The organism is Acinetobacter sp. 1424608, from assembly GCF_000588255.1.
Lineage (GTDB): Bacteria > Pseudomonadota > Gammaproteobacteria > Pseudomonadales > Moraxellaceae > Acinetobacter > Acinetobacter nosocomialis.
In genome coordinates this window covers 1-345 of the sequence record NZ_JFXL01000055.1, presented here as the reverse complement: position 1 = coordinate 345, position 345 = coordinate 1, and the positions used below count along the sequence as shown (strand labels likewise).

Annotated in this window: 1 protein-coding gene; it reads right to left on the bottom strand. The window is 60.0% G+C overall.

Annotated elements, in window-relative coordinates; all coding sequences use genetic code 11:
• The coding region (locus tag J678_RS22800) for a hypothetical protein (protein WP_032027593.1) at positions 1-345 on the bottom strand (345 nt) is incomplete at both ends.

Below are 345 nucleotides of genomic sequence, written 5' to 3'. Positions count from 1 at the left end.
ACGGCTGCGACCACGACCTCGGCCACTTGAACGGCCACGATCATCATCTTCGTCGTCGTCATAACGGCTGCGACCACGACCTCGGCCACTTGAGCGACCGCGATCATCATCTTCGTCATCATCATCACGACGGCTGCGACCACGACCTCGGCCACTTGAACGGCCACGATCATCATCTTCGTCGTCGTCATAACGGCTGCGACCACGACCTCGGCCACTTGAACGGCCACGATCATCATCTTCGTCGTCGTCATAACGGCTGCGACCACGACCTCGGCCACCTGAACGGCCACGATCATCGTCTTCATCGTCGTCATCATAACGGCTGCGACCACGACCTCGGCC